At 73.8% G+C, this 25,518-nt stretch carries 19 protein-coding genes; 9 read left to right on the top strand and 10 right to left on the bottom strand.

The features are described 5' to 3' along the window. The first annotated feature begins 137 nt into the window (after positions 1-137). Positions 138-1,487 (top strand): phospholipase D-like domain-containing protein, encoded by a 1,350-nt coding sequence (locus tag NF681_17155; protein UST53992.1) that lies wholly within the window; start codon positions 138-140, stop codon positions 1,485-1,487. A gap of 52 nt (positions 1,488-1,539) precedes the next feature. Beyond that, positions 1,540-2,553, top strand: coding sequence for an AEC family transporter (locus tag NF681_17150; protein ID UST53991.1), 1,014 nt, complete (start codon positions 1,540-1,542; stop codon positions 2,551-2,553). 18 nt (positions 2,554-2,571) lie between these two features. Here the strand turns inward: NF681_17150 and NF681_17145 are convergent, their stop codons facing one another. The 5 genes from NF681_17145 to NF681_17125 form a co-directional block, all read right to left on the bottom strand. Continuing rightward, positions 2,572-3,513: a hypothetical protein gene (locus tag NF681_17145; GenBank protein ID UST53990.1), complete on the bottom strand. Its 942-nt coding sequence runs from the start codon at positions 3,511-3,513 to the stop codon at positions 2,572-2,574. A gap of 63 nt (positions 3,514-3,576) precedes the next feature. Continuing rightward, complete coding sequence (gene priA, locus NF681_17140; protein UST53989.1) at positions 3,577-5,703, bottom strand: primosomal protein N'; 2,127 nt, start codon at positions 5,701-5,703, stop codon at positions 3,577-3,579. A gap of 416 nt (positions 5,704-6,119) precedes the next feature. After that, a complete protein-coding gene (hemE, locus tag NF681_17135; GenBank protein ID UST53988.1) occupies positions 6,120-7,223 on the bottom strand; it encodes a uroporphyrinogen decarboxylase in 1,104 nt (367 codons plus the stop codon). Positions 7,224-7,287: 64 nt separating this feature from the next. Further along, complete coding sequence (locus NF681_17130; GenBank protein ID UST53987.1) at positions 7,288-7,980, bottom strand: redoxin domain-containing protein; 693 nt, start codon at positions 7,978-7,980, stop codon at positions 7,288-7,290. Between the two features lie 109 nt (positions 7,981-8,089). Continuing rightward, positions 8,090-10,234, bottom strand: a complete 2,145-nt coding sequence (locus NF681_17125) for a thioredoxin family protein (protein UST55821.1) — start codon at positions 10,232-10,234, stop codon at positions 8,090-8,092. Positions 10,235-10,529: 295 nt separating this feature from the next. Between NF681_17125 and NF681_17120 the strand changes: the two genes are divergently transcribed. Beyond that, positions 10,530-11,861, top strand: a complete 1,332-nt coding sequence (locus NF681_17120; protein UST53986.1) for a sorbosone dehydrogenase family protein — start codon at positions 10,530-10,532, stop codon at positions 11,859-11,861. Positions 11,862-11,895: 34 nt separating this feature from the next. Here NF681_17120 and NF681_17115 read toward each other — a convergent pair whose 3' ends face one another. Continuing rightward, the gene (locus NF681_17115) at positions 11,896-12,906 is read right to left on the bottom strand and encodes a zinc-binding alcohol dehydrogenase family protein (protein ID UST53985.1); all 1,011 of its coding nucleotides are present in this window, start codon (positions 12,904-12,906) and stop codon (positions 11,896-11,898) included. A 105-nt stretch (positions 12,907-13,011) separates the two neighbouring features. Between NF681_17115 and NF681_17110 the strand changes: the two genes are divergently transcribed. Further along, entirely contained in the window at positions 13,012-13,929 is a 918-nt protein-coding gene (locus tag NF681_17110; protein UST53984.1) for a LysR family transcriptional regulator, read from the top strand. A gap of 10 nt (positions 13,930-13,939) precedes the next feature. Further along, positions 13,940-14,794, top strand: coding sequence for a creatininase family protein (locus tag NF681_17105; GenBank protein ID UST53983.1), 855 nt, complete (start codon positions 13,940-13,942; stop codon positions 14,792-14,794). 28 nt (positions 14,795-14,822) lie between these two features. On the opposite strand, the gene NF681_17100 is transcribed toward NF681_17105, so the two are convergent. After that, positions 14,823-15,452, bottom strand: coding sequence for a YbhB/YbcL family Raf kinase inhibitor-like protein (locus NF681_17100; protein UST53982.1), 630 nt, complete (start codon positions 15,450-15,452; stop codon positions 14,823-14,825). 133 nt (positions 15,453-15,585) lie between these two features. Here NF681_17100 and NF681_17095 point away from each other — a divergent pair, with 133 nt between their 5' ends. The 3 genes from NF681_17095 to NF681_17085 are packed head-to-tail and all read left to right on the top strand — an operon-like array spanning position 15,586 to position 19,108. Beyond that, positions 15,586-17,115, top strand: a complete 1,530-nt coding sequence (locus NF681_17095) for a circadian clock protein KaiC (protein UST53981.1) — start codon at positions 15,586-15,588, stop codon at positions 17,113-17,115. A gap of 1 nt (position 17,116) precedes the next feature. Further along, positions 17,117-18,799 (top strand): response regulator, encoded by a 1,683-nt coding sequence (locus tag NF681_17090; GenBank protein UST53980.1) that lies wholly within the window; start codon positions 17,117-17,119, stop codon positions 18,797-18,799. Positions 18,800-18,859: 60 nt separating this feature from the next. Next, positions 18,860-19,108 carry a GlsB/YeaQ/YmgE family stress response membrane protein gene (locus NF681_17085; protein ID UST53979.1) on the top strand — a complete coding sequence of 83 codons (249 nt, stop codon included), beginning with the start codon at positions 18,860-18,862 and terminating at the stop codon, positions 19,106-19,108. A gap of 28 nt (positions 19,109-19,136) precedes the next feature. Here NF681_17085 and NF681_17080 read toward each other — a convergent pair whose 3' ends face one another. After that, a complete protein-coding gene (locus NF681_17080) occupies positions 19,137-19,811 on the bottom strand; it encodes a histidine phosphatase family protein (GenBank protein ID UST53978.1) in 675 nt (224 codons plus the stop codon). A 217-nt stretch (positions 19,812-20,028) separates the two neighbouring features. On the opposite strand from NF681_17080, the gene NF681_17075 reads away from it, so the two are divergent. Further along, the gene (locus NF681_17075; GenBank protein UST53977.1) at positions 20,029-23,559 is read left to right on the top strand and encodes an autotransporter outer membrane beta-barrel domain-containing protein; all 3,531 of its coding nucleotides are present in this window, start codon (positions 20,029-20,031) and stop codon (positions 23,557-23,559) included. A 218-nt stretch (positions 23,560-23,777) separates the two neighbouring features. On the opposite strand, the gene NF681_17070 is transcribed toward NF681_17075, so the two are convergent. Continuing rightward, positions 23,778-24,470: a VOC family protein gene (locus NF681_17070; GenBank protein UST53976.1), complete on the bottom strand. Its 693-nt coding sequence runs from the start codon at positions 24,468-24,470 to the stop codon at positions 23,778-23,780. Positions 24,471-24,484: 14 nt separating this feature from the next. Then, on the bottom strand, positions 24,485-25,516 hold the full coding sequence (locus NF681_17065) for a PhzF family phenazine biosynthesis protein (GenBank protein ID UST53975.1): 1,032 nt from the start codon (positions 25,514-25,516) through the stop codon (positions 24,485-24,487). Positions 25,517-25,518 lie beyond the last annotated feature (2 nt).

Genomic DNA, 25,518 nt, shown 5'->3' with positions numbered 1-25,518 from the left:
CCTACAACGCCCGCGGGGGGAGGCGTGCTACGTTGCGCCGCCCGCCGGGGCCGCCGGAGTCGCCGGGATGGGTCCGGGCGGGTCCTTCGGCGCCCCGTTGCGCCTTCCAAACGAGCCGAGACGACAAGAACAACAACATGCTGAAGAAAAGCCGATTCCTCACGATCCTCGCGACCTTCGTCCTCACGGTGGTCGCCACACTGGCGGTGATCAACTTCGCCGGGGGCGAGAAGCGCATCGACGAGCAGGTCGAGCGCGCCTACGCGCTGCAGGACGACCAGTTCCAGCGCGCGCTGGGCGTGCTGCTGGGCCCGCCCATCACGGCCGGCAACCGCTTCGAGGCGCTGCACAACGGCGACGAGATCTTTCCGCCCATGCTCGCGGCCATCCGCGGCGCGCGGCGCAGCATCACCTTCGAGACCTACATCTACTGGTCGGGCGACATCGGCCGCGCCTTCGCCGAGGCGCTGTCCGAGCGCGCCCGCGCCGGCGTCGCGGTGCACGTGCTGCTCGACTGGGTCGGCAGCGCCAAGATCGACGAGGACTTCCTGCGCGAGATGGAGAAGTCCGGCGTGCAGATCCGCAAGTTCCACAAGCCCGACTGGTGGGGCATCTCGCGCCTGAACAACCGCACCCACCGCAAGCTCCTGATCGCCGACGGCCGCATCGGCTTCACGGGCGGCGTGGGCATCGCGCCCTCGTGGACCGGCCACGCGCAGGACCCGGACCACTGGCGCGATTCGCACTACCGCGTCGAGGGGCCGGTGGTCGCGCAGATGCAGGCCGTGTTCATGGACAACTGGATCAAGGCCTCGGGCGAGGTGCTGCACGACGAGCGCTACTTCCCGGCCATCGGCCCGGTCGTGCCCACGCTGGGCGGCTCGACGGCGGCGACGAAGGCCGAGAGCGCGATCCCCGAGACCGGCGGGGCCGCCGGCGGGCGCGCCCAGGTCTTCGCCAGTTCGCCCTCGGGCGGCGGCGAGAGCATGCACATCATGTACCTGATGGCGATCGCCGCGGCGACCAAGACCATCGACCTGTCGAGCGCCTACTTCGTGCCCGACGCGCTGACCGTCCGCACCCTGGTGGCGGCGATGCGCCGCGGCGTGCGGCTGCGCGTCATCACGCCCGGCCCGCACATCGACGCGGACATCGTGCGCCGCGCCTCGCGCGCGAGCTGGGGCCCGCTGCTCGAGGCCGGCGCCGAGATCAGCGAATACCAGCCCACCATGTTCCATTGCAAGGTCTTCACGGTCGACGGCCTGCTGGTGTCGGTGGGTTCGACCAACTTCGACAACCGCTCGTTCCGGCTGAACGACGAGGCCAACCTCAACATCTACGACGCCGCCTTCGCCGCGCGCGAGACCGCCGTCTTCGAGGCCGACCTGAAGCAGTCCAGGCGCGTCACGCACCAGGCCTGGCTCGACCGGCCGCTGCGGGAGAAGGCGATGGAGCACCTGGCGTCGCTGCTGTCCCGGCAGCTGTGAGCCGGGCGGGGCCGTACGATCGCAGCCCCCGCCGGAGCCGCCTTCCCGAGCCATGCTGCAGATCCTCGCCGTCACCCTGCCTTTCTTCGCCCTGGTCGCGGCCGGCTACCTCGCCGCGCGCCGGCGCGTGCTGCCGATCGACGCCATCCCCGGGCTCAACGTCTTCGTGCTGTTCTTCGCGCTGCCGTGCATGCTCTACCGCTTCGGCGCGCGCACGCCGATCGCGCAGCTGCTCGACGGCCCGGTGGCCCTGGTCTGGGGCGCGGGGGCCCTGACGATGGTCGGTGCGACGGTCGCGCTCACGCGGCGCGGCCGCCGGGGCTGGAACGACGCGGCGTTCGGCGCGCTGGTGGCGGCCTTCCCGAACACCGGCTTCATGGGCGTGCCGCTGTTCGCCGCACTGCTCGGGGCGGGCGTGCTGGGCCCGGCCATCATCGCCATCACCCTGGACATGGTGATGACCTCGTCGCTGTGCATCGCGCTGTCGCGGCTCGACGGCGTGGCGGGGCGCCCGGGCGCGTCGCCGCCCGGTGCCGGCGACGCCGGGCGCGCGGGCGTCGCGACGGCCCTGCGCCAGGCCTTCCGGGGCGTGGTGGTGAACCCGCTGCCGTGGTCGATCCTGCTGGGGGGGCTGGCCTCGGCGACGGGCTTCGCGCTGCCCGGGCCGGTCGACCGCGCCGTCGCCATGCTGGCCGAGGCCGCCTCGCCGGCCGCGCTCTTCACCATCGGCGCCGTGCTGGCGCGTCCGGCGGTGCTGGCCGCCCGCCAGGGACTGGCGGCGCGGCGCGCGCCCATGGGCGACGTGCCGGCGGTGGTGCTGCTGAAGCTGGTGGCGCATCCGCTGCTGATCTGTGGGCTGGCGTGGCTGGCCTCGGCCGCCGGCCTGGCGGTGAGCCGCGAGGCGCTGGTGGTCATGGTGCTGGTCGCGGCGCTGCCCAGCGCGAGCAACGTGTCGATGCTCGCCGAGCGCTTCGGCGCCGACAACGGCCGCATCGCGCGGATCATCCTGTGGACGACGGTCGGGTCGTTCTTCACCTTCCCGCTGGTCACCCGGTGGCTGCACTGACGCGGCCCGACGCCGGGCTCAGGGTCTGGCGGCCGTCTGCAGGCGCTGGAATTCGCTGCGCTTCATCGCCAGGTAGTCGTCGCGGTCCATCTCGTGGAGCTGGCGCGCGTAGCGCTCGGTGTCGTCGAACCACTCGCCCAGGCGCTTCTCGCGGCCCTGCGGCCCGGGGGCGTCGAGGTAGGCGTCGATGGCCAGGTAGTAGCGCATGGTGTTGCGCTCGACCACCCCGCGCACGCCGCCGATGAACTCGTCGTTCCCGGTCGAGGTGAAGCCGACCTTGCCGCTGCCGACGGTCGCCAGGTAGCTCTTCATGGCCAGCCGCGCCGCCGTGCCGTAGCCGTAGGAGTAGCCCAGGTGGATGAAGGTCTTGCCGCCGTCGACGGGCACGGCCTCCAGCGCGATGCGGTAGTCGCGGGTGGACATCGGCCCGCTCGCCGCGCTCAGGCGCACGTCGAGGTAGTCGGCGCGCGTGGCGGCCACGCGGTAGCCGAAGTCCAGGCGCTGGGCGTCCTTGAGCGGCTGGTCGAACTTGCGCCCGACCGCCACGTTGAGCGCGGCGGTGCGCCCGTCGGCGGCGCCGGCGCCGGCGTCGCTCGTCGCGCAGTACTTGGTGTTGAGGTGCAGCATCAGCACCTCGCACCAGACCGCGGGCGACGCCATCGCCTGGCGCACCTCGGCGATCGGATGGTCGACCACGGCGTAGATGTCGCCGCTCAGGCCGCCGGAGGCCTCGTTGGAGGTCAGCGCCAGCGGCCGGTCGAAGACGTTGCGCTGGAGCTGCGGTTGCAGGGCGCGGTACTTGGCCTGCAGCGCCGCCGGGTCCCCGCCCTCGCCCGGGGACGCCGTCGCCGTCGCCTGCGCGAGCGCCGCCAGCGGGGCGACGAACAGCAGGGTGGCCAGGGCCACCGGACGCCAGGCCGGGCGGGCGGGCGCGAAGGCGCGCGAGATCGAGGTGTTCATGGTGCGTGAAGCTCTCATGCCCCTCGCCCGCCGCTTGCAGGACGGCGCCCCGGCGCGACCGCCTCAGATCCCCTGAGGATCGACGTCGATCAGCCAGCGGATCACGCCCTTGCCCTCGGGCGTGCGGCGCAGTTCGCGCAGCAGCGGCTGCCAGCCGGCGAGCAGGCGCTGCAGGGCGATGCGCGAATGGCTCTCGACCAGCATCTGCGCGCGCTCGACGTTGGCCACGCGCTGGATCGCCAGCGGCACCGCCGGGTAGCGCGCCACCTCGGGCGCCTCGGCCGTGCCGGCGTCGAGCGCGTCGGCGGCGGCGGCCGCCGCCTCCAGGAACGCCTGTGCCGCCTCCTGCGTGCGGGCGTCGGCGCGCAGCAGCGCCTGGAAGGCGAAGGGCGGCATGCCGGCGGCGCGGCGGTCGGCGAGTTCCTGCGCCGCGAAGGCCGGGTAGTCGTGATGGCGCAGCGCCTGGAACAGCGGGTGGCCCGGGTGGTGCGTCTGGATCCACATCTCGGCGGTCGCGCCCTGCGCCGCCAGGTAGGCGGCGTCGCGCCCGGCGCGCCCGGCCGACTGCATCAGCAGGCCGAACAGCCGCTCGGGCGCGCGGAAGTCGCTGGAGAACAGCGCGCCGTCGGGGTTGACCGCCGCCACCAGCGTGATGCGCCGGAAGTCGTGGCCCTTGGCGATCATCTGCGTGCCCACCAGCACGTCGACGTCGCCGGCGTGCACGGCGGCCAGCTGCGCTTCCAGCGCGCCCTGCGCCCGCGTGCTGTCGGCGTCGATGCGGGCGATGCGCACCGCGCCGCCGCCGGGCCGCTCGATCGCCGCGAACAGCTCGCCCAGGTGCTCCTCCAGCCGCTCGGTGCCGCGCCCGACCGGCGCGATGTCCGGGTTGCCGCACGACGGGCAGGCGCGCGGCACGCGCTCGGTGAAGCCGCAGTGGTGGCAGCGCAGCGTGCGGTCGATCTTGTGGAACACGCGGTAGGCGCTGCAGTGCGGGCATTCGCTCTTCCAGCCGCAGTCGGCGCAGGCCAGCACCGGCGCGTAGCCGCGCCGGTTGAGGAACACCATGCTCTGCTCGCCGCGCGCGATGCGCGCCCCGATGGCCTCCAGCAGCGCGCCGGAGAGCACCGTGCGGGGCGGCTGCAGGGTCATGTCGACCAGCCGCACGGTCGGCAGGGCGCCCGCGCCGATGCGGCTGGGCATGCACAGGCGCGCATAGGGCCCGGTCGCCTCGCCGTCGGCGGCCGGGCGGCTGCGGTGCCAGCTCTCCAGCGACGGCGTCGCCGAGCCGAGGATCACCTTGGCGTCCTCGCGCCGGCCGCGCCACACCGCGAGGTCGCGCGCCGAATAGCGCGCGCCCTCCTGCTGCTTGTAGCTCGGGTCGTGCTCCTCGTCGACCACGATCAGCCGCAGCCCCGGCATCGAGGCGAACACCGCCATGCGCGTGCCCAGCACGATGCGCGCGACGCCCGCGTGCGCGGCCAGCCAGCTCGTCAGGCGCTGCGGGTTGGTCATGCCGCTGTGCATCGAGACCACCGCGTCGGCGCCGAAGCGCGGCTCGAAGCGTTCCCGGAAGCGTGCCTCCAGCTGCGGCGTGAGGTTGATCTCCGGCACCATCACCAGCGCCTGCGCGCTGGCGTCGCGCGCGAGCAGGGCGTCCACGGCGCGCAGGTAGACCTCGGTCTTGCCGCTGCCGGTGCTGCCGAACAGCAGGAAGGGACCCGGCTCGGCGTCGATGCGGGCCAGCGCGCCGGCCTGCTCGGGCGTCGCGGCGACGGCGGGCGGGGCGGCGGGGGCGGCCGACGCGACCGCCGCCGTGGCGGCGGCGGCGCGGCGCTTGAGCCGCCGGGCCAGCTGCACGCCGCTCAGGTCGCGCAACTGCGGCGGCAGGGCGGAAAGCGCGATCTCGCCCAGCGAACGCTGGTAGTAGCGCGCCGCGAAGGCCACCAGGTCGCGCCAGGCCGTGCCCAGCGGCGCCAGGGCATCGAGCGCGGCGCCGACGGGCCTGAGCGCCTCGGCCTCGCCCCCGGCCAGTTCGCCGCCCGCCCAGACCACGCCCAGCACCTCGCGCCGGCCGAGCGGCACGCGCACCAGGGTGCCGGCGGGCAGGTCCTCGGTGGCCGAGTAGCTCAGCAGATCGCCCAGCGCGGCGTGGGCCGGGGCATGGACGGCGATGTCGAGGCGCCGGGTCATGGGGATGTGATGGGTCGTGTCGTGAAGGGCGGCCGCCGGGGCCGTACGCGGAGAAAAGGCTTCAAGTCGTTGATTTATCAGGGCTTTGCGGGTCATCCACCGCCGCTGTGGATAACTTTGTTGATAGGTGCGCCGGAGTCGTCGAAAAGCCCTGTGAATCAAGGGCTTGGCGGGCGCATCCGGAAAACATCGAAAAACTGAAATCCATATGAATCAACAACTTAGCGTTGCTATGCCTTTAGGAGCGAAAGCCAGCCGGTCATCGCATGGCCTGAAACCCGTACCACATCTTTTGTGCATAAGTCAGAAGCCGAAGATGATTTCGCGCTTGACAAACCGGAATCGGGGGTTTTTCCGCCGGCCTGCTGCAACGCCCGGCGCGTTGTGGCTCGGGTGCCGGGACGTCCCGTGTCGCGTCACCCGCGCAGGGCGCGCGACTGCGTGTGGACGGCCTCGACCAGCACCGCGACGTGCTCGGGCGGCGTGAACTGGCTGATGCCGTGGCCGAGGTTGAAGATGTGCGTCGGCCCGGTGGTGGCGCGGTCGGTGTGCGGGCGGCCGAAGGCCTGCAGCACCTTGGCCACCTCGGCCTCGATGCGGTCCGGCGGCGCGAACAGCACGTTGGGGTCGATGTTGCCCTGCAGCGCCTTGGCCCCGGCGCCTTCGCCGACCCGGGCGCGCGCGGCGCCGAGGTCGACCGTCCAGTCGAGGCCCAGCACCTCGCAGTCGAGCGCGCGCATGGCGTCCAGCCACAGGCCGCCGCCCTTGGTGAAGACGATGCGCGGCACCGGCGTGCCGTCCGCGCCGGTGCGCTTCAGGCGCGCCAGCACGCGGGCGGTGTAGGCCAGGCTGAATTCCTGGAACGCGCCGTCGGCCAGCACGCCGCCCCAGCTGTCGAACACCATCACGGCCTGCGCGCCGGCGTCGATCTGCGCGTTGAGGTAGTCGGCCACCGCGTCGGCGTTGATCGCCAGGATGCGGTGCATCAGGTCCGGGCGGGCGTAGAGCATCGTCTTGACCTTGCGGTAGTCGCTGGAGCCGGCGCCCTCGACCATGTAGCAGGCCAGCGTCCAGGGACTGCCCGAGAAACCGATCAGCGGCACGCGGCCGTCGAGCGCGCGGCGGATCGAGGCCACGGCGTCGAACACGTAGCGCAGGCGCGCCATGTCGGGCACCTCCAGTGCCATCACGGCGGCCTCGTCGCGCAGCGGGCGGGCGAAGCGCGGGCCCTCGCCGGCCTCGAACGACAGGCCCAGCCCCATGGCGTCGGGCACCGTCAGGATGTCGGAGAACAGGATCGAGGCGTCGAGCGGGAAGCGCTCCAGCGGCTGCAGCGTGACCTCGGTGGCGTGGTCGACGTTGGTCGCCAGGCCCATGAAGCTCCCGGCGCGGGCGCGCGTGGCGACGTATTCCGGCAGGTAGCGCCCCGCCTGGCGCATCAGCCAGACCGGCGTGTGGTCGGTGGCCTGGCGCCAGCAGGCGCGCAGGAAGGTGTCGTTTTGCAGGGGAGCGAAGGGCATCGCCGGATTGTCGCAGGCGACTTTCGCGCCGGCGGGCCGTGCGGACAACCCGCCCGACCCGTCCTCAGCCCTTGTACTTGATGCTGCAGCCGTAGGGCTTGGTCACCGCCGCGGTGATCGGCCGGCCGCCATACGCCTCGGTGAGCGCCTGGTCGACGTAGTTGGTGGCGGTCTTGATGTCGCTCGCGCGCGCCGAGGGCACGCTGTCGATGCCGCCCACGTACACCAGCACGCCCCGGGGGTCGATGATGAACAGGTGCGGCGTGGTGCGCGCGCCGTAGGCCTGGCCGATGGTGCCGTCCTCGTCGAGCAGCACGGCCGTCGGCGCGGCGGCGCGCTGGCGCATCCATTCGTCCAGGGCGGCGGGAAGCAGGTGGTCGCTGGCGGCGCGCTCGGTCGAGTTGATCGCCAGCCAGACGGCGCCACGCGCCGTGGCGGCCTTCTGCGTGGCGGGCATGTTGCCGCTGTCGTAGTGCTTGCGCACGAAGGGACAGCCCGGGTTGGTCCATTCGAGGACCACGTACTTGCCGGCGAAATCCGAGAGCTTGCGCGACGCGCCGCGCGTGTCGGTGGCGACGAAATCGGGCGCCTTCTCGCCGACCGAGGGCACCGCGTGGGCGGGCGCTGCCGCCAGCAGCGTCGCGCCCAGGGCGACGGCGGCGGCCATGACGGCGCGGCGCGAGGCGCGGGTGAGCGCGGCCTGGGCATTGCGGGCGATCTCGGCCGAGCGGGCTGCCGAAGAGGACAGGGAGGGCATGACTTGAAGACTCCTGGGAATCCTGAAAAACCGAATGGCCGCCCGAGCTTAGGATGCTTTGCTCGGGAAAGGGCGGCAAGCCGCGCCACCGGCAGGGGCTTGGCGACGGTCAGAGGCCGGCCAGCGCCGCGCGCACCTCGTCGCGGCCCAGGATCTCCGAGAGCACCACCGGCGCGCGGCCCGGCGCCTGCAGCACGTAGACCGGCACGCCGCTGCGCCCCAGGGCCGCCAGGGCGGCGGTGATGGCCGGATCCTGGCGCGTCCAGTCGGCGCGCAGCAGGGCGACGCGGCGGGTGTCGAACTCGGCCAGCAGCGCGGTGTCGGCCAGCGTCGTCTGCTTGTTGTACTGGCAGGTGACGCACCAGGCGGCGGTGAAGTCGACGAACACCGGACGGCCCTGCGCGTGCAGCTCGGCCACGCGCCGCACCGACCAGGGCTGCCAGCGCGCGTCGGCCACGCCCGCTCCGGGGGCGCCGCCCGCCGAGGCCGGCGGCGCCGGATCGACGATGTTGCCGCCCAGGGCCGCCGCCGTCAGCGCCGTCACGGCCAGCAGCGCGCCGGCCAACCCCAGGCGCGTCCGCCCGCGCAGCGTGAAGGCCCAGGCCACCGCGGCCAGGCACACCAGCAGCGCCAGCAGCGCGCCGGCGCCGTCGACGCCGCTCTGGCGGCCCAGCACCCAGACCAGCCACGCGACGGTGGCGAACATCGGAAAGGCCAGCAGCCGGCGCAGGGTGTCCATCCAGGCGCCGGGCCGGGGCAGCCGGCGCGCCACCGCCGGCACGAAGCTCGCCACCAGGTAGGGCAGCGCGAGCCCCAGGCCCAGCGCCGCGAACAGCGCCAGCGCCTGCGCCGGCGGCAGGCCGACGGCCAGTCCCAGCGAGGCGCCCATGAACGGCGCGGTGCAGGGCGAGGCGACCACCACCGCCAGCACGCCCGAGAGGAAGTCGTCGACGCGCGGGTGGCGGGCCCGCAGGCCGCCGAGCGAGGCGGTGCCGGGCATGCGCACCTCGAAGAGGCCCGCCAGGTTCAGCCCGATCAGCGTGAACAGCGCCGCCAGCGCCGCCACCACGGCCGGCGACTGCAACTGGAAGCCCCAGCCGAGCTGCGATCCGGCCGCGCGCAGGGCCAGCATGGCCGCGCCCAGCGCCAGGAACGAGGCCAGCACGCCGGCGGTGTAGGCCAGGCCGGCCCGGCGGTGGCCGGCGCGGTCCCCGCCATGGCGTGCGAAGCCCAGCACCTTGATCGCCAGCACCGGGAACACGCACGGCATCAGGTTGAGCAGCAGGCCGCCGAGCAGGGCGCCGAGCAGCGCGGCGAAGAAGCCGGCGGCGGGCGCCGGCAACGGCGCGGCGAGGTTGGCCGCGAGCGCCGCCTGCAGGGCGGGGGAGACGGTGGCCGGCGCCGGCGTGGCCGGCCACGTGCCGCTGACCGGGGCGACGGCGCGCCAGGCGATGGGGGCGCCGTCGCGGCGGTCGGCCTCGGCCAGCGCCACCACGACCGGCATCTCGGCGGGGCTGGCGCTGCGGTGGTCGGCCAGTGGCACGGTCGCGCGCCAGCGTCCGCCGTCCCACGACTGCTGCGGCGTCGCGGCGGTGCGGATCACGTCGGCGGTCTCGAAAAAGAGTTCGAGCGAGCGGCCGCGCGCCGCCGGCGGCAGGTCGTCGAGCTGCACGCGCAGCGTGGCGCCGTCGATCTCGACGCGGCCCGGCGCGGCCAGCGCCACCGGCTGCGCGGCCCGCGCGGCCTCGAAGGCGCCGGCGTCCAGCGCGGTCGAGCCGCGCACCGGCAGCCGCAGCGCGAATTCGCCTTCCTCGGGAATGCATTCCTGGCGGCAGACCAGCCAGGAGGCCTTCAGGCGGAGGTCGACCGACGGCGCGCCGGCGAGCGCGGCCGGGGGCGCGAAGTCCGGCGCCACGGTCAGCGGCACCGGCAGCAGCACCGTGCCCTCGTAGCCGTGGTTGGCCAGCGTGCCGATCGCGATCTTCCGGGGCACCGGCCAGGCGATGTCGCCCGCCGAGATGCCGGGAGGCAGGGTCCAGGCCAGCTCGGTGGGCAGGCCGGAATCGCCGGCGTTCTTCCAGTAGGTGTGCCAGCCGGGCTGATGGACGATGCGCAGGCCGACCTGCAGCGGCGCGCCGGGCGCGACGCCGTCGGGCGCCTGGGCGACCAGTTCGGCGCGCACGTGCGGCGTCGTCACCACCGGCGAGGCCGGCGCGGCGCGCGCGGGCAGGGCGAGCTGCGCCGCGACCGGCATCGCGCCGCCCAGGGCGAGCATGAACGGGATCAGGACGGAGGCGAACGAGCGGGGGAGGCGGTAGCGTGGCATGCCGGCATTCGGAGCAAGGGGCGGCCGGATGGTTCCGGGGTTCCTGAACGCGCCGCCGGACCGCGAGGCCGATGGTAAGCGTCGCACGCGCCACGACGCCTTTCCGATTGCCCACGAAACGACGCGCCGGCAGCCGACAGGGGGCCGCCGCCGGCGACCCGATGCTGGCGACCACTCCCGGCGCGCGTCCGCGCCGCCGCCCTGCTTCCCAAGGACCTTCGCCATGAACTTCCCCCGTCTCTGCCTGATTCCGCTGGCCGCCCTGCTGGTCGCGGCCTGCGGCGAAACCGCCAAGCTGCCGTTCGAGGCCGGCGTCGGTCCCAATCCGCAGCTGCCCGCCCCCAACAAGACGCTCATCCCGACCCTGAAGATCGCCGAGGCCAGCGGCTGGAACGACACCGCCGGGCCGACCGCGGCGTCGGGCTTCAAGGTGGTGGCGCTGGCCCGGGGGCTGGACCACCCGCGCTGGGTCTACACGCTGCCCAACGGCGACGTGCTGGTGGTGGAGAGCAACAAGCCGCCCAAGGAGCCGGGCGCCCCGCAGGCCGAGAAGGACCTGTTCGACAAGGCCAAGGGCGTGGTGCAGGGTCTGGTCATGAAGCGGGCCGGCGCCGAGGTGCCCAGCGCCAACCGCATCACGCTGCTGCGCGATGCCGACAACGACGGCGTCGCCGAGACGCGCAACGTGTTCCTGCAGGGTCTGAATTCGCCCTTCGGCGTCGCGCTGGTGAACGGCGAACTGTTCATCGCCAACGCCGACGCGCTGGTGAAGGTGCCCTACGCCGACGGCCAGACGGCGAGCACCGCCGTGCCGGTCAAGGTGACCGACCTGCCCGCGGGCATCAACCACCACTGGACCAAGAACGTCATCGCCAGCCGCGACGGCGCCAAGCTCTACGTGACGGTCGGCTCCAACAGCAACATCGGCGAGAACGGCATGCAGGCCGAGGAAGGCCGCGCCGCGATCTGGGAAGTCGACACGAAGAGCGGCCAGAAGCGCCCGTTCGCCAGCGGCCTGCGCAATCCCAACGGCATGGCCTGGGAGCCCGACACCAACGTGCTGTGGACCGTGGCCAACGAGCGCGACGAGATCGGCAGCGACCTGGTGCCCGACTACCTGACCTCGGTCAAGGACGGCGGCTTCTACGGCTGGCCGTGGAGCTACTACGGCGGCACGGTCGATGCCCGCGTGCAGCCGCAGCGCCCGGACATGGTGGCCAAGGCCATCGCGCCCGACTACGCGCTGGGCACGCACGTCGCCGCGCTGGGCCTGACCTTCTCCAGCGCGCGCGGCATGCCGCCGGAATTCGCCCAGGGTGCCTTCGTCGGCCAGCACGGTTCGTGGAACCGCAAGCCGATGTCGGGCTACAACGTGGTGTTCGTGCCCTTCATCGGCGGCAAGCCGGCGGGCAAGCCGGTCGAGGTGCTCAGCGGCTTCCTGAGCGCCGACGGCAAGGCCCAGGGCCGCCCGGTCGGCGTGGCGCTGGACAAGTCGGGCGCCCTGCTGGTGGCCGACGACGTCGGCAACGCCGTCTGGCGCGTCTCCAAGCAATAAACCGACAGAGCGGGCGCCCGGGCGGGCCCGGTCGTCAGAACCCCGCCAGCACCACCTTGCCGCGCGCCTTGCCGCTCTCGATGAAGGCGTGGGCGCGCCGCAGGTTGGCCGCGTCGATGGTGCCGAAGTGCTCCCCGACGGTGGTGCGGACGCGGCCGGCGTCGACCAGCGCGGCGACCTCGGCCAGCAGCCGGCCTTGCTCGGCCATGTCGGGCGTCTCGAAGCGCGAGCGCGTGAACATCAGTTCCCAGTGCAGCGACAGGCACTTCGTCTTGAGCGGCATGACGTCGAGCACCGGCATGTCGTCGATCACGCCGATGCGGCCCTGCGGCTTCAGGCTCTCGATGATCTGGGCGTAGTGCTGCTGCGTCTGCGTGAGGCTCGCGACCAGGTCCACCTCGCCGAGGCCCGCCGCCTTCAGTTCGCCCGCCAGCGGCTTCGAATGGTCGATGACGGCGTGCGCGCCCAGGTCCAGGCACCACTGGCGCGTCTCGGGCCGGGACGCGGTGGCGACCACGCGCAGTTGCGTGAGCTCGCGCGCGAGCTGGATCAGGATCGAGCCCACGCCGCCCGCGCCGCCGACCACCAGCAGCGTCTGGCCGGCGCCGCCATCGCGCGCCACGCCCAGGCGGTCGAACAGCAGCTCCCAGGCGGTGATGCTGGTCAGCGGCAGGGCGGCGGCCTGCGCGTCGTCCAGGCTCGCGGGCGCGCGCGCGGCGATGCGTTCGTCCACCGCGTGCAGTTCCGAGTTCGCGCCGGGGCGCACGATCGAGCCGGCGTAGTAGACGCGGTCGCCGACCCGGAAGCCGGTCACCCGGTCGCCGACGGCCTCGACGATGCCCACCGCGTCCCAGCCCAGCACCCTGGCCTGGCCGGCCTCGGGCGCGGCATTGCGCCGCACCTTGGTGTCGACCGGGTTGACCGACACGGCGGCGACCCGCACGAGCAGGTCGCGCGGTCCGGCGACCGGATCGGGCAGGGTGAGGTCCCGCAGCGAGGCCGGGTCGTCGATGGGGAGGGACTGGTGGTAACCGATGGCTTTCATGGCGCGTTCCTTGAGCGTGCGTGGCGGGAGGAGGGAAGAGGATGCCGCCACTCTAGGCCCCATCGCGCGGCTTGATAAGCTGGCCCGGAAAGGCATCAGTTTCAAATGAGGATTGACAATCTCGCCGACCTGCGCGTCCTGGTGCTCACCGCGCGCGGGGGCACCCTGAGCGCCGCCGGCCGCGCGCTCGGCCTGACGCCCGCCGCCGCGAGCGCGGCGCTCAAGCGGCTCGAGGCCCGGCTCGGGGCCCGGCTGTTCGAGCGCTCCACGCGCGCCATGCGGCTGACGCCGCAGGGACAGACCCTGCTGGGCTACGCGATCCGCGCGCTCGACCTGCTGGCCGAGGGCGAATCGCAGGTCGCGGCCGAGGGCGGGACGCTGGTCGGCACGGTGCGCGTGGCGTCGCCCTCGGACCTCACGCGCGGCACGCTGCTGGCGTGGTTCGACGACTTCCTCGACCTCCACCCCGGCGTGCAGCTCGCGCTGTCGGTGGGCGACCGGCCGCTCGACGTGCTGCGCGACGAGGTCGACGTCGCCCTGCGCTACGGCCCGCTGGCCGATTCGCGGCTGGTGGCGCGACCGCTGGCGATGAGCCGGCCGCGCCTGTGGGCCTCGCCCGCCTACCTGGCGCGGCGGGGTGCGCCGGACACGCCGCAGGACCTGCAGCAGCACAACTGCCTCACGTTCCACCGCAGCGGCCGGCACCAGCGCACCTGGCGCTTCCTGAAGCAGGGCCAGTGGACGGAGGTGCGGGTCGACGGCGACCGCGTCGCCGACGACGCGTCGCTCGCGCGCCAGTGGGCGCTGGCCGGGCGCGGCATCACCTTCAAGTCCGAGCTCGACGTGCGCCAGGACGAAGCGGCCGGCACGCTGGTGCGCCTGCTCGACGACTGGGACACGGAGCCCTATCCGCTGCACGCGCTGCTGCCCAGCGGGCGCTTCGTGCCGGCGCGCGTGCGCTCGCTGGTGGATTTCCTGGCGGCGCGGTTCGCGCCGTCCGACCCAGGCGCGGCGCGGCCCTAACATCCTGCGCATGACCGCCGCTTCCGCTCCGTCCCCCGCGCCGCGCCGTTTCTGGTCGCAACTCGCCAGCCCCGACTTCGCCACGCTCGACCCGGCGGCCACCGTCGCCGTGCTCCCCCTGGGCGCCACCGAACAGCACGGGCCGCACCTGCCGCTGGGCGTGGATTCGATGCTCGTCGAGGGCATCGTCGCCGCCGCGCTGCCGCGGCTGCCGGCGGACCTGCCGGTGCTGTTCCTGCCCACGCAGGCGATCGGCCTGAGCCCCGAGCACGCGAACTTCCCCGGCACGCTCACCCTGTCGTCGGAGACGCTGATCCGGCTGTGGAAGGACATCGGCGCGGGCGTGGCGCGCGCCGGCGTGCGCAAGCTGGTGCTGTTCAACGCGCACGGCGGCCATGTCGGGGCGATGGACATCGTGGCGCGCGAGCTGCGGGTCGCGCACGGGCTCGTCGTCTATGGCGTGAGCTGGTTCAACCTGCCGCTGGGCGCGGCGGGCGCCGCGTTCAGCACCGACGAGCACCGCTTCGGCGTGCACGCGGGCCAGATCGAGACGTCCATGATGCTGGCGCTCGAACCAGGCCTGGTCGACATGGCGGCGGCGCGCGACTTCGGTTCGGCCTCGCGCGACCGGGCGCCGCGCCATCCGCTGCTGGGCGACGGGCGCAGCGCCAAGCTCGGCTGGGCGATGGAGGACTACAACGCCGCCGGCGCCGCCGGCAACGCGGCGGCCGCCGACGCGGGCCTGGGCCGCGCGGTCGTGGACGCGGCGGCGACGCAACTGGCGCTGCTGCTGGCCGAGGTGTCCCGGCTGCCGCTGGACATGATCGGCACGCCCGCCGTGGCCGGCCCGGCCAGGGCCACCTAGACCGGCGACGCCCGGCGGCGGCTGCCGCTCAGGCGGCGGCGAGCGGTCCGGCCGGTGCCTCGTCGCCGATCCGGATCGAGCCGTCCGGGCGTTCGCAGGTGCCGATCAGGAGGCCGCTGGCGATGGTGTGGGCCTGGAGCGCCTCGACCACCTCGTCGCGCCCGGGCGTGTCGGAGAACGGCGGCGCGACGTCGAGCGCGTAGACCTGGAAAGCGTAGCGGTGCACGCCATGGCCCGGCGGCGGGTCGGGCGGCAGCCAGCCGGCCTGGAGGTAGGAATTGCGGCCGACGCGCAGTTCGGTCTCCTCGCGATCGGGGCTGGGCATGGCGCCCTCGGCGACCGCGCCGTCGGTCGCCGGCAGTCCCACCACGATCGCGTGCACCAGGGGACTGGGCGTCGGCGAATCGGCGTCCTCGACCAGCAGGATCACCGACACCGTGCCCACCGGCAGGCCGCTCCACTGCAGCGGCGGCGAGACGCCCGCGCCGTCGGCGGTGTAGCGCGCCGGCAGCGGCGCGTGGTCCGCGAAGGCCAGGCTGGTGACGGCGATGGAGGCCATCCCCTGGCGCAGGCCCAGGGTGTTGAAGACGATCGCATCGAGGCCGGCGCGCACGTTGTGCAGCGCGTGACCGATGACATCAGGCAATTTTTCGAGCATTTGCGAGGTATATCGCGCCTTTGTCCTGCCGTATGTAGGAATCGGCAGGACAGCCGATTGCCGGGCGCGTCGGCAGAATGGACCTTCATGGGAGCGTGTCTGGTCGCCCCGCTCCTCGAAAGTGTCCGCCCCGATGAACATTCCCGCCGCTCCCAAGGTCCCGTCCCCGTCCCCGCCCCAGCCCCGGGCCGCCACCGGCATCGACGGGCTCGACAACGTTCTGGGCGGCGGTTTCCCGCGTGGCCATCTCTACCTGGTCGAAGGCACCCCCGGCGCCGGCAAGACGACGCTGGGGCTGCAGTTCCTGCTGGAGGGCGACGCCCGCGGCGAGCGCAGCCTCTATGTCACGCTGTCGGAGACCTCCGCCGAGCTGCGCGTCGTCGCCGGCTCCCACGGCTGGTCGCTGGACGGCATCGACCTGTTCGAACTGGTGAACGAGGAGGGCCTGAGCGCCTCGGCGGAGCAGTCGATCTTCCATCCCTCCGAGGTCGAGCTCGGCGAGACGGTGCGCGGCATCATGACGGCGGTCGAGCGGCTGTCGCCCTCGCGGCTGGTCTTCGACAGCCTCTCGGAGATGCGCCTGCTGGCGCAGGACCCGCTGCGCTACCGCCGCCAGATCCTGGCGCTCAAGCATTTCTTCGCGGCGCGCGAGTGCACGGTGCTGCTGCTCGACGACAAGAGTTCGCAGGGCGGCGACCTGCAGCTGCACAGCATCGCCCACGGCGTGCTGGGGCTCGACCAGGCGACCGACGACTACGGCCCGGTGCGCCGGCACCTGCGCATCGTCAAGATGCGCGGCGTGCGCTATCGCGGCGGCGAGCACGACGTGGTGCTCGACACCGGGGGCATCCAGGTCTTCCCCCGGCTGGTGGCCGCCGAGCACCGCGTCGAGTTCACCTCCTCCGTCGCCTCGACCGGCACGGCGGCGCTGGACACGCTGTTCGGCGGCGGGCTCGCGCGCGGCAGCAACACGCTCTTCGTGGGTCCGTCGGGCGTGGGCAAGACCACCACGGCGATGTCGGCCGTGATGGGCGCCCTGATGCGCGGCGAGAAGGCTTCCTACTACCTGTTCGACGAGGGCCTCAACACCCTGCTGCATCGCTGCGCCTCGCTGGGTCTGGCGCTCGAACCCTACATCGCCAACGGCCAGCTCGACGTCGTGGCGCTCGACCCGGCGGAGATGTCGGCGGGCCAGTTCTCCAACCTGGTGCGCCACGCCGTGCAGCAGCGCGGCGCCAGCATCATCGTCATCGACAGCCTCAACGCCTACCTGCAGGCGATGCCCGGGGCCAAGTTCCTGCTGCTGCAGATGCACGAACTCCTGACCTTCCTCAACCAGCAGGGAATGATCACCCTCCTGGTGCTGGGCCAGCACGGCGTGATCGGCGACATCCGCAGCGACCTCGACCTGAGCTACCTGTCGGACGCGATCGTGCTGTTCCGCTTCTTCGAGGCGCGCGGGCGGCTGCTCAAGGCGATCTCGGTGGTCAAGAGCCGCGTGAGCAAGCACGAGACGACCATCCGCGAATTCCGCCTGGGCGAGCGCGGGGTCGAGGTCGGCCCGGCGCTGACCGACTTCGAGGGCGTGATCGCCGGCGTGCCGTCCTATCGCGGGGGCATCGCGTTGCTGGACGACGCGCCGCCCCCGGGCAGCGGAGCCTGAGGTGGAACGCCGGGTTCTCATCCATGCGCCGCGCGGACGCGACGCGGACGTCATCCAGGGCCTGCTGCAGGGGCTCGAACTGGTGGCGGTGGTCTGCGCCTCGGCCGACGCGCTGATCGCGCAGCTCGACCAGGGCGCCGCCGCCGCCATCGTCACCGAGGAGTCGCTGCTCAAGCTGCCCGAGGCTCCGCTGCGGGCCTGGCTCATGGCGCAGCCGAGCTGGTCGGACTTCCCGTTCATCGTGCTGGCCTCGCGCGAGGCCGGCGCGCGCTCGCGCCAGGCGCTGCGCCTGCTGCAGACGCTGGGCAACGCCTTCGTGCTGGAGCGTCCGGTGCACACCGAGACGCTGGCGCGCGCCGTCGATGCGGCCGTGCGCGCCCGAAAGCGCCAGTACGCGACCCGGCTCAACCTGCACCAGCTGGAGGACACGCGGGCCGAGGTGGAGCGCCTCAACGCCCAGCTCGAGGAGCGCATCGCCGCGCGCACGCGCGAGCTCGCCGGCGCCAACGACCGCCTCATGGCGGAGATCGCCGAACGCGAACGGGCCCAGGCGGCGCTGATCCAGGTCCAGAAGATGGAAGCCATCGGTCGGCTCACCGGCGGGATCGCGCACGACTTCAACAACCTGCTGCACGTCGTCAACATGAACCTCGACCTCGTCGCGCGCGTCGCCCGCGACGAGAAGGTGCTGGGCATCGCGGCGCGCGCCAAGGGCGCGGTCGGGCGCGGCGCCAAGCTCACCGGCCAGCTGCTCTCGTTCGCCCGCAACCAGTCGCTGCTGCCGCGCCTGACCGACGTCAACGCGCTGCTCGAGGGCATGCGCGAACTGGTCGCGGTGTCGGTCGGTCCGGCCATCCAGGTCGAGCTGCGGCTGTGCGAGGAGCCGGCCTGGGCCGTGCTGGACGCCAACCAGCTGGAGATGGCGGTGCTCAACCTCGCGGTCAACGCCCGCGACGCGATGCCCTCGGGCGGCACGCTGACCGTGTCGTCGCAGGTGCGGGCGGTGGCCGGGGAGGGCGCGCGACCGGTCGCCGACCACGTCGTGGTGTCGGTGGCCGACACCGGCATGGGCATCGCCGCGCACCTGCTCAACAAGGTCTTCGATCCGTTCTTCACCACCAAGCCGGTGGGCAGCGGCACAGGGCTGGGCCTGAGCCAGGTCTACGGCTTCGCGCACCAGTCCGGCGGCATGACCGCGCTGCGCAGCGAGGAGCGCGTGGGCACGGCCGTCGACATGCTCTTTCCGGCCTCGAGCGAGCGCGCCGACGCCGCCGCGACGTGCGACCGGGCGCAGCCCGGCCCCGTCGACGCCCACCATCGCAAGGTGCTGGTGATCGAGGACGACGCCGAGGTGCGGCGCGTGATCGTCGAGAGCCTGTCGATGCTGGGCTACACCGTCACCGAAGCGCCCGACGGCGCCAGCGGACTGCGCGCCCTGAGCGCGGGCGGGCACGACCTGCTGGTCGTGGACTACGCCATGCCCGGGCTGAACGGCGCGGAGGTGATCGCCCAGGCGCGCGAACTCGTCGGCGACATCCCGGTGATCCTGGCGACCGGCTATGCCGACATGGCGCAGGTCGGCCGGGTGCTGGGGACCCAGTCGATCCTTGTCAAACCCTTCGACATCGCCACGCTGGCCAACGCGGTGGCCAAGGCCCTGCCCGAACGGGCCGCGGCCGCCTGAGCCGGCCGGCCCGCCGCCGATCCCGACCCATTCAACATCCTCCACGGAGTCTTTCGCATCATGAGCATCGTCTGGACCATCCTCATCGGCTTCATCGTCGGCCTCGTCGCGCGCGCCCTCAAGCCCGGCAACGACGCCGCCGGCTTCATCGTCACCACGCTGATCGGCGTGCTGGGCTCGGTCGGCGCCACCTACGTCGGGCAGGCGATGGGCTGGTACACGGCGGCCCAGGGCGCCGGTTTCATCGCCTCGGTGGTCGGCGCGATCGTCCTGCTGGCGCTGTGGGGCCTGGTCAAGGGCCGGCGCTGAGGTCCGGCCCCGGGCGCGCCGCGCGGGCTCAGGCGTAGGTGACCCAGTCCGCGTGGGCCGGACCGTCGAGGTGCGGCAGCGTGTTGAAGGTCAGAAGCGCGTGGCGGCGCGGCGTGAAGACGAATTCGGTCACGGCGGTGTTGCGGATGCGCAGGTTCAACTCGATCGCCGCCGCCGCGCCCGCGCCCAGCACGTGAGCCACCGCCATTCCGATCGGCCCGCCGCTGGAGACCACCAGCACGCGTGAGCCGTAGTGGTGCGCGCGCACGTGGTCGAGCGCGCCGGTCACGCCGGCGAGGAAGTCCACGTGGCTGGGCATGCCCACCGGCGCGGCGAGCCCTTCCATCCATCGGCCCAGGCCGTCGCGCAGCAGGCGGAAATGTCGCTTGTACAGCTCGGGCGTGTCGGGCTTCGCGAGCGGCCCGTCCTGCACGGTGGCGATCACCGCCGCGCTGTCGTATTCGTTGAGGCCCGGCCAGGGCATCGCCTCGCGACCCGCGCATCCCAGGCCGGTCGCGATCCCTTCCCACGTCTGCACATGGCGCCGCAGGGTGCCGGTGATCACGGCGTCGAAGCGCAGGTCCTGGGCCCGCCAGTGCGCGCCCAGCCGCTCGGCCTGCCGGCGGCCGAGGTCGCTCAGCTGGTCGTAATCGTCGGCGCCGAGGCTCGCCTGTCCGTGGCGCACGAAATAGAGGGTTCCCATGCCGGGGATTCTGGGGAGCCGTGCGCCGGCCCCGCGTCGCCGCCGTGACGGCCGGCGCCATCGCCGCTGTGGCTTACCTCACGCTCGCTTCCTGAAGTTGTTACCAAAATAACTAAAAAGTTTCAAAGCTGAAACAATTAGTACCTTCGGATTAACACCTTAGGTTTGGTCTTCGCGACCATGCCGCCGTTTCACAAGAAGTTCAGGAGCAGCTGTAATGAACAAGTCTTATCGTAGCGTGTGGAATCAGGCCCTCGGCGCCTGGGTCGCGATTTCCGAGGTCGATCGTGCTGGCGGTCACGGCCGCGGCCTGCGCTCGGCCCTGGTGCTCGCGGGTGCCCTGGTCGCGGCGGTGGGCGCCGGTGCCCAGGGCATCGACTACGTCGACGGGCAGGTGCGCGCCGACGCCATCGCGGTGGCCGCGGGCACCACGCAGGTCCTGAACGTCGCCGTGGCGGGCGCCGAAGCCGGCCAGACCGGCCCGATCTCGGGCGCCGGCGGCATCGTGAAGACCGGCGCCGGCACGCTGGTGCTGGGCCGCGACGCCCCGGCCGCGACGAGCGCCAACACTTATGCCGGCGGCACCGTGCTCGACGCGGGCACGCTGGCCGTGACGCACGCCGGCTCGCTGGGCACCGGCACGCTGACGATCAACGGCGGCACCCTGCGCGGCGGCGTGACGCTGGCCAACGACGTCGTCGTGCGGGGCGACTTCACCGTCGCGCCGCTCGACCGGGACAGCACGCCGGCGGCGGCCCAGCGCAGCCTGCGCCTGGACGGCGACGTCAGGCTCGAGAGCGCGACCACCCCCACCCTCCGCTTCGTCTCGCCGGCCTCGTCGGTGACCTACCTGCTGGAGATGGGCGGCGTGGTGTCGGGCACCCGGGGCCTGACCATCGAGGCCCCGACCTCGGCCCGGTACTGGGGCGACCTCGATTTCGTCGGCGGCAAGTCCAACACCTACACCGGCCTGACGACCGTGCAGGGCAGCACCGTGCTGGGCCTCGCGCGCACCGGCGGCGCCACGTCCATCGCCGGCGACCTGCTGGTGCAGGGCGTCTCCAGCGTCGCCTTGCTGCAGAGCGAGCAGATCGCCGACACCGCGACGGTCACGGTCCGCAGCCAGGGCTTCGAACTGATCCATCCGGTCACCGGCGAGTCGGTGCGCCTGCCGGGCATGGTGTTCCTCAGGCCCGGACTGACCGAGACCGTCGGCGCGCTGTACGGCGATGGCACCGTCGTGCTGGGCTCGAGCACGCTGCGCACCGGCGCGGGCGACTTCTCCGGCACGGTCTCCGACGCCGGCGTGCCGGGCGTCGCGGCCGACGGCCGGATCGTCAAGTACGGCCCGGGCGTGTTCACGCTGTCGGGCGCCAACCGCCACAGCGGCGGCACCACGGTCGAGGGCGGCACGCTGCGCGTGGCCAACGACGGCGCGCTGGGCACCGGCGGCCTCGCGCTGGCCGGGGGCACCACGCTCGACTACGACACCACCCGCGTCGCCCGGATCGACAACGCCATCACCCTGAGCGGCACCGCGACGCTCAACGTCGACGCCGGCAGCGTGCGCCAGTCCGGCGCCATCGGCGAGCGCGGCGGCCGCCAGGGCCTGATCAAGTCCGGCGCCGGCACGCTCGAGCTGACGGCGGCCAACGCCTTCTCCGGCGGCACCGACCTGCGCGCCGGCCTGATCGACCTGCAGACCACCGCCGCCCTGGGCACCGGCGCCGTCCGGGTCGCTCCGGGCGCCGGCCTGCGCGTGGGCGCCGGCGCGACCATGGCCGACACCCGGGTCGCCAACGCCGGCTTCGTCGACGTCTCGCGCGCCGGCGCCACCGCCATCGGCTCGCTCGACGGCGCGGGCGACGTGCGCCTGGGCGGCGCCACCCTGACGCTGGGCGGCCTGAACCTGGACGACGCCATCGCCGGCGCGATCCGCGACGGCGGCGTGGCCGGCGGCACGGGCGGCGCCATCGTGAAGCGCGGCACCGGCACGCTGGTGCTCTCGGGCGCCAACGGCCACACCGGCGCGACCGCCATCGACGCCGGCACGCTGAAGGCCGGCGCGGCCTACACCCTGAGCGCGGCCTCGGCCCACGCGGTGGCCACGGGCGCCACGCTCGACCTCGCCGGCCTGAGCCAGCGGGTCGCCTCGCTGTCCAACGGTGGCACCGTGTCGGTGCTGGGCGCCGCGCCGGGCACCGACCTGACCGTGACCGGCGCCTACGTCGGCAACGGCGGCACGCTGCGCCTGGGCACCGCCCTGGGCACCAGCGCCAGCGTCAGCGACCGCCTGGTGCTCGACGGCGCCAACGCCAGCGCCAGCGGCCGCACCACGGTGCAGGTCACCAACCTCGGCGGCCTCGGCGCGCCGACCACCGGCAACGGCATCGAGGTCGTCGCGGCGCGCAACGGCGCCACCACCACCGCGCAGACCACGCGCAGCGCCTTCGCGCTGGCCGGCGGCCACGTCGACGCCGGTGCCTACGCCTACACCCTGCACGCGGCCGACGCCGGCGGCGCGGGCGAGAGCTGGTACCTGCGCTCGACCGCCCCGGCCGTCGTGACGCCGCCCGTCGCCACGCCGCCGCCGTCGGTGACGACACCGACGACGACGCCCACGACGCCCACGACGCCCGTTCCCACGCCGGTCACGACACCGGCCACGCCGACGACCCCCGTCGCGCCCACCACCGGCGCGTCTCAGGACAGCACGCTGTCGGCCACCGTCCGGCCCGGACCCGCGGCCCCGGCGGGCGCCCCGGTGCCCAGCTACCGCGCCGAGGTGCCGCTGTTCGCCGCGCTGCCGCAGCAGCTGCGCCAGGCCGACCTCGCCATGCTGGGCAACCTGCACCAGCGCATCGGCGACGAGCCCGCCGGCAGGGCCGCCGCCACCGGCACGGCCACCGACGCCGACGGCCGGCGCCGCAGCGCCTGGGGCCGCGTCATCTCCACCCGCATCGACGTGCGCCAGCAGGGCACCGTCGACCCGTCGAGCCGGGGCCGCGTCGACGGCTTCCAGGCCGGCGCCGACCTGTTCGCGGCCGGGGACTGGCGCGCCGGTGTCTACGTCGGCCAGCTCGACGGCCGCGTGGCGACCAGCGGCTTCGCCGGCGGCACCCGGGGCGGCGTGGGCGCCAACGACCTGCGTTCGCGCTACCTCGGCGCCTACGGCACCTACATGAACGCCTCGGGCTTCTACGCCGACGCCGTGCTGCAGGCCGGCGATCACCGCGTCAACGCCGAGCCGCTGGGCAACGCGACGGCGCCGGTGCGCGGCGACAGCGTGCTGGCGTCGATCGAGGCGGGCCAGTCCTTCGCCCTCGGCCGCGGCTGGCGCGTCGAGCCGCAGGTGCAGCTGATCCACCAGCGCATCGACCTCGACGACACCGCCCTCTCCGGCGCCACCGTGCGGCACGACGCCGGCAACGGCTGGATCGCCCGCGTCGGCGTGCGCCTGAAGGGCGAGGTGACGACCGCCGCCGGCCCGCTGTGGCCCTATGCCCGCGTCAACGTCTACGGCGCCTCGCACGGCACCGACATCGCACGCTTCGCCGGACCGGCCGCGGCCACCGACATCGCCACCCGCACCGGCGGCACCTGGGCCGAGGCGGCCGTCGGCGGCACGCTGGCGCTGGGTCGCACCTGGAGCGTCTACGGCGAGGCCGGCCGGCTGGCCTCGGCCGGCGGCGACACCCGCGTGAAGAGCGGCGTGCAGGGCTCGGTGGGCGTCAAGGCGCGCTGGTAGGCGTCGCATCGGCGGGCACGGGCGCGCCGATGGCCGGGCGGACGGGGACGGCGTCGGGCGTCGGCCGGGTGGCCGTCCTCGCGCCTCGGGCGCCGGCTGGCGCGGCGCCCCGGCACGGCGTGCGCGAGACGCAATGGATCATGTTCGGCCGGGCGCGCGCACCCGCAGCAGCGGGGCGAAGGCGAACCCGGCGGGTTCGGCGGTGGTGGGCATGGCCCTCAGAGGCCGCCGGAGGCGAGCGTCACGATGCCGCGCGGCGTTTGCAGCACGGCCACGAGGTCGGGCGCGCCGTCCCGCACGGCGATGTCCGCCAGGCCGAGCGCGTCGAGCGCCTCGCGCAGCACGGCGGCGCGCGGATGGCGCACGTGCAGCGCCTGCAGGGCGATGCCCGAGGCGGGCATCGTGTCGGCCGGATGCACCGGGCCCCACTCGATCACCGTGGGCAGCGCGCCGTAGAACAGGCGCTGGCCGTCGTCGCGCACGCTGATCTTCCAGGTCAGCCGCCCGGCCGGCGTGTCGCGCGAGGCCGCCACCAGCGGGCCGCGATCGATGTGCGTGGCGCCGGCGGCCAGCGCGTCGAGCGCCGCCCGGGCGTCGGGCACGCGGGCGACGAAATGCACCAGCCGGGGCCCGTGGCGCGCCAGTCCGCCTTGGAGCGCCGCGTCGTCGAGGTCGAACCAGCGGTGCTGGCCGGGCCCGCGCGCGGGCCGCTGCGCCGGGTCGATGGCGATGACCTCCAGGTAGGCGCGGGGAAAGGCCTCGGTCGCGATCGACAGCAGCCGGTTGTGCGTGCCCATCAGCGGGTGCGCGCCGCCCGGGCCGGGCACGACCCCCAGCGTGGCCTCGCACCACCGCACGCCCTCCTCGAGGGTGCGGGCGGCGACGACGAGGTGGTCGATGCGGGTCGTCATGGGCGGCGTGCGCCTCAGAGGTGGACGCGCCCGTCGATGCGGGTGACCGCGTCGCCGCCGATCCAGACCTGTCCGTCGGCGTCGCGCGCGACGTGCACCCGGCCGTCGCGGCCCAGGCACTGGCCCTGCGCGGCGACATAGCGCGCGGGCAGGTGGCCCTCGGCGACGAGCCATTGCGCCAGGCTGGCGTTGAGGCTGCCGGTGACCGGGTCCTCGTCGACGCCCACCGGCGCGACGAAGGCGCGCACCTCCAGCGCCGGGCGCTGCGCCGCCGTCGCGTCGGCGGCGCGGGCGCCCGCGGCCGTGCCGCCCGTCGCGGCCACGCCGGCCACGCCGGCGAAGGCGCGCGCCTCGCGGTTGGAGCGCCGCACCAGCGCGGGCGCCGCGTCCGCATCCATCTCGGAATCCGCGTCCACGTGCGCGTCGCGCAGGCCGGCCACGCCGACCTTCACGCCCAGCGCCTTGAGCGCGCGGTGGTCCGGCTGCAGCGCGAGCACGGTGTCGGCGCCGTCGAGCAGCAGGCCCAGCCAGACCGGGCCGTTGTCCAGCAGCTGCGCGGCGACGAGCCGGTGGGCCTCCAGGCCGAGCGCCCGCGCCACCTTGGCCAGCAGCGTCGGGCTCGGCGCGCTGCGCGCGAGCGGCGGCGCGGCGAAGGCCAGCCGGCCCGGGCCCGCCACGCCGTCGACGGCCTCGCGGCGCAACGTCACCAGGCCGACGCCGCACTCCTGGACGATGCGCCCGGGCGACTTCGGCCGGCCGCCCGCGGCCAGCCAGGCGTGGCAGCTGCCGAGCGTGGGATGGCCGGCGAAGGGCAGCTCGGCGCCGGGCGTGAAGATGCGCACGCGGTAGTCGGCGGCCGGGTCGGTCGGCGGCAGCAGGAAGGTGGTCTCCGACAGGTTGGTCCAGTGGGCGAAGCGCTGCATCCGCGCGTCGTCCAGGCCGGTGCCCTCGAGCACCACCGCGAGCGGGTTGCCGTTGCCGGGCACGGCGGTGAAGACGTCGATCTGCTGGAAGGGGCGGGGGGTGGTCGCGGGGGGCGCGGTCATCG

Source organism: Comamonadaceae bacterium OTU4NAUVB1, assembly GCA_024372625.1.
In the GTDB taxonomy this organism is placed as follows: domain Bacteria; phylum Pseudomonadota; class Gammaproteobacteria; order Burkholderiales; family Burkholderiaceae_C; genus Variovorax.
This window is presented reverse-complemented; position numbering and strand designations above follow the sequence as displayed.